This window comes from Bradyrhizobium sp. SHOUNA76, from assembly GCF_023006445.1.
Taxonomy (GTDB): Bacteria; Pseudomonadota; Alphaproteobacteria; order Rhizobiales; family Xanthobacteraceae; genus Bradyrhizobium.
In genome coordinates, this window is record NZ_JALBHA010000558.1 from 1 (window position 1) to 3,927 (window position 3,927).

4 protein-coding genes are annotated in these 3,927 nt (G+C 64.6%); 2 read left to right on the top strand and 2 right to left on the bottom strand.

The window, feature by feature from the left end; all coding sequences use genetic code 11:
* Both MOV74_RS33185 and MOV74_RS33190 read right to left on the bottom strand, forming a co-directional pair.
* Positions 1-1,053 (bottom strand): tetratricopeptide repeat protein (locus MOV74_RS33185; protein WP_246931213.1); only part of this gene is annotated, 1,053 nt, incomplete at its 3' end.
* Positions 1,054-1,115: 62 nt separating this feature from the next.
* Positions 1,116-1,865, bottom strand: a complete 750-nt coding sequence (locus tag MOV74_RS33190) for a HugZ family protein (protein ID WP_246931214.1) — start codon at positions 1,863-1,865, stop codon at positions 1,116-1,118.
* Between the two features lie 241 nt (positions 1,866-2,106).
* On the opposite strand from MOV74_RS33190, the gene MOV74_RS33195 reads away from it, so the two are divergent.
* Both MOV74_RS33195 and MOV74_RS33200 read left to right on the top strand, forming a co-directional pair.
* Positions 2,107-2,808: a response regulator transcription factor gene (locus MOV74_RS33195; protein WP_008542552.1), complete on the top strand. Its 702-nt coding sequence runs from the start codon at positions 2,107-2,109 to the stop codon at positions 2,806-2,808.
* Between the two features lie 195 nt (positions 2,809-3,003).
* Positions 3,004-3,927: stimulus-sensing domain-containing protein (locus MOV74_RS33200; RefSeq protein ID WP_246931215.1), on the top strand; the 924-nt coding region annotated here is incomplete at its 3' end.

The following is a 3,927-nucleotide window of genomic DNA, read 5'->3' on the forward strand; positions in this document are numbered from 1 at the left end:
GGAAGATTGCGTGCCGCGCTGAATCGCGCCGAGCGCGTCATCGAGCGCCTTGTCGCTCGCCAGCAGCGCCTGCTGCCGCGCAGCGAACAGAACCGGCAGCACGACACGCAGCTGCGCGCGATTGCCGGCAAGCGTTGTCTGCGTGAACGGCAACGCGTCGGCGGTGCGGCCCGACACCTGAAGGAAATGGGCGAGATTGCTGGTCGAGGTCGCGACATCGGGATGATCGGGTCCGAGCGCGCGCTCACGGATCGACAGGGCGCGGCGATAGAGCGGTTCGGCCTCGGCATAGCGCTGCTGGTGCTCGTAGAGCCCGGCGAGATTGTTCAGCGAGCGCGCCACGTCGGGATGATCCGGTCCCAGCACCTTTTCGCGGATGGCGAGCGAGCGCTTGATCGGCGCCTCGGCGTCCACATCGCGGTTGAGGTCGCGATCGACCTGGCCGATGTTGTTCAGGACGGTGGCGACCGCGGGATGCTCGGGCCCGGCGGCCTTCTGATAGATCGCCAGCGCACGCTGGAACAGCGGCTCGGCGTCAGCAAAATGCTCCTGCTTCACATAATGCGTGGCGAGATTGTTGAGAGACTGGCCGACATCGGGATGCTCGCGCGACAGCGCCTGCTCGCGAACGGCAAGCGCGCGCTTGAACAGCGGCTCGGCCTCGGTGAAGCGGCTCTGCCGCTGATAGAGCGCGGCAAGATTGTTGAGGAGCGGCGCGATCTCGACGCTGCCCTGACCGGTCCCCTTCTCCATCAGCGCGATGGCGCGCTTGTAGAGCGGCTCGGCCTGATCGTCGTGGCCCTGGTCGGCGTAGATCTGCGCGAGATTATTGAGCGCGGCGGCGAGGTCGCGGTTGTTGCTGGTCTTCTCGAGCGAGGCCACCATGGCCTGCGCCAGCGGCAGCGCCTCCGAATATTTGCCGGCGCTCCGGAGCGCGGTGATGCGCGCGCTCTGCGCCGACAGATCACCCTTCTGAGCAAAACCGGGCACGGCAAACGACGCATTGATCGCGAGCACCAGACCCGCAGCCAATGCCAAACGACGACGCGTCATGAACCCTCTCGCTGCGAGCCTCAGGATCTACCGTCTTGGGTCGCAGCGATGGGTCGCGGCGTTCAAATTGTTGCGTTCTGGTCCACCTTCATGCGCGCTTCGCCAGCGAGACGAACCAGCATCTTGCGCAGCGACGTGCCGTCCGTCACCCGCTCCGGGAAATCCAGCCGCAGCGCGGTCTGGCCGTCCTGCATGTCGAGACCTTCCGGATCGCAGCCGGTGCAGCGCCAATCGCCTTCGGCCGCGCCCAGCAGCTTGGTCGCATAGAGGCCCAAGGCCTCGCGATGGTCGGCATTCATATGCGCGACAGCCCCCTCCTCCGCTGCCAAGAGGTCCTCGGCGCCGGTGAGATCCGTGAGGAACTGCGCGGGCGTGAGGTCGACGATCCGGCCGAAGCCGGCGACCAGATGGGTTCCCGTGGGACGGATCCGGAAAAACGAGAAATCCTTAAAGGAAACAAAGCCTTCCGCCGACGGATGCGCATTGAGATACCGTCGCTGGAGCAGATCCTTCTCGGCATCTGCCTGTTCCGCCCGGCCGGACAGCATGATCCGGGCGCCTTCCAGCGGATCGCCGGCCGCCCGCTCGTCCAGCATCAGCGAGACCCTGCTATCGGCAACGATATTACGGGTATGCACGGCAAGGCCCGAGATCAGCAGGATCGGTGAGCCGTCGGGATGGCTGGCCAGATTGACCAGGGAACAATAGGGATCGCCGCTGCCGGCCATGAGAGTTGCCAGCGCCCCCTGCCGCGATCGGCGCAGCAGGGAACTGGCCAGCTTTCCGGGAACGAAATCAGGGGTCGGTTGCATCGGCTTTCTCGGCTCAGGTGGTTGCAAGGGAGGCCTTTTTTCGGGTAAACGGGGGCCTGGTTATGGGTCGACATGCGGCGAATCTGCCGTGTTTCGTGGAACTTGGTCACACTTCAGCCCAGCTTGCATTGCTCGGTGACAAGGTTCGAATGCCGACTTCGGCACCCATGTATGCGGCGCATCAGTGGATTGCTCGCCGTTTCAAGCCACGACCCAAACGGAAAGCAGAAAGCAGAGGCTCATGCCCACAATCGCTTTGGTCGACGACGACCGCAACATTCTCACATCCGTCTCGATCGCGCTGGAAGCCGAAGGCTACCGAATCATGACTTACACCGACGGCGCCTCCGCGCTTGACGGTTTCCGCACCACCCAGCCCGATCTCGCCATCCTCGACATCAAGATGCCGCGCATGGACGGCATGGAGACGCTCCGCCGTCTCAGGCAGAAGTCCGACCTGCCGGTGATCTTCCTGACCTCCAAGGACGAAGAGATCGACGAACTGTTCGGCCTCAAGATGGGTGCCGACGATTTCATCCGCAAACCGTTCTCGCAGCGCCTTTTGGTCGAGCGCGTCAAGGCAGTGCTGCGCCGCTCGGCGCCGAAGGACCCGACCGTCGCGCCGAAGGAGAACGACGCCAAGGCGCTCGACCGCGGCCTTCTGCGCATGGATCCGGAACGGCATACCTGCACCTGGAAGAACGAGCCGGTGACGCTGACCGTCACCGAATTCCTGATCCTGCAGGCGCTGGCGACCCGGCCCGGCGTGGTGAAGAGCCGCAACGCGCTGATGGACGCCGCCTATGACGACCAAGTCTATGTCGACGACCGCACCATCGACAGCCACATCAAGCGGCTGCGCAAGAAGTTCAAGGTGGTCGACAACGAGTTCGAGATGATCGAGACGCTCTACGGCGTCGGCTACCGCTTCAAGGAAGCCTGAGGCTCACGCAGCATCACCGGTTCTGATTCCATCGGGGCCGGGATCGCTCCAAAGCGCGATGAGATGGGAATCGTCATCGCGCTTTGGTTTGTTTCTTGAGCATGATCCGTTCGGAAAACCGCTGCACACTTTTCCGGATCATGCTCTAGAATGCGGGGGCCTTCTCGATGAGCCGTCCTAACGCGGGCGTAAGCATTGCTGGACCGAACGCAGCCTGATCCAAACCAGAGCGCTGGGGACGTCACGTCCGACGGCGTTCCGGAGCAATTTGCCGAAGACAAGCCGCAGGGCTTTCGGCCGCTGAACTGGCTGAAGCGCGCCGGGCAATTCTTCTTCGCGCTGTCCTTCTCCAGCCTGACCCGCCGCATCGTCTCGCTTAACCTCGCCGGCCTCGTCGCGCTGGTCGCGAGCATCCTGTACCTGTCGCAGTTCCGCGCCGGCCTGATCGACGCACGGGCGCAGAGCCTGTTGGTACAGGCCGAGATCATTGCCGGCGCGATCGCGGCCTCCGCCACGGTGCAGACCAACGCCATCACCATCGACCCCGATCGGCTGCTCGACCTCAAGCCGGGCGAGACCTATGGCGGCCCGGACGAATATTCGCCGCTGGACTTCCCGATCAATCCGGAGCGCGTGGCGCCGGTGCTGCGCACGCTGATCTCGCCGACCAAGACGCGCGCCCGCATCTACGACCCGAACGGCAGCCTGCTGGTCGACAGCCGCAATCTCGAAAACGTGCTGCGTTACAATCTGCCGCCGCCGGCCGAAAAGCCCGGCATCGTCGAGCGCGGCATGGTCGCGGTGCGCACTTGGCTCAATCGCGGCGACCTGCCGCTCTACCGCGAGCTCGGCCCCGAGAACGGCAACGGCTATGCGGAGGTCGGCGACGCACTCCAGGGCCAGAAACGCTCGATGGTGCGGGTCAATGCGCGCGGCGAGGTGATCGTCTCGGTCGCGGTCCCCGTGCTGCGCTCGCGCGCCATCCGCGGCGCCTTGATGCTCTCGACGCAAGGCGACGACATCGACCAGATGGTCACCGCCGAGCGCCTCGCCATCCTGAAGGTCGGCGGCGTCGCGGCCGCGGTCATGATCATGCTGTCGCTGCTGCTCGCGAGCACG

Bases quoted from the DNA above. Each gene is read 5' to 3' on its own strand.
- MOV74_RS33190 (WP_246931214.1), bottom strand. From the start codon at position 1,865: ATGCAACCGACCCCTGATTTCGTTCCCGGAAAGCTGGCCAGTTCCCTG.
- MOV74_RS33195 (WP_008542552.1), top strand. From the start codon at position 2,107: ATGCCCACAATCGCTTTGGTCGACGACGACCGCAACATTCTCACATCC.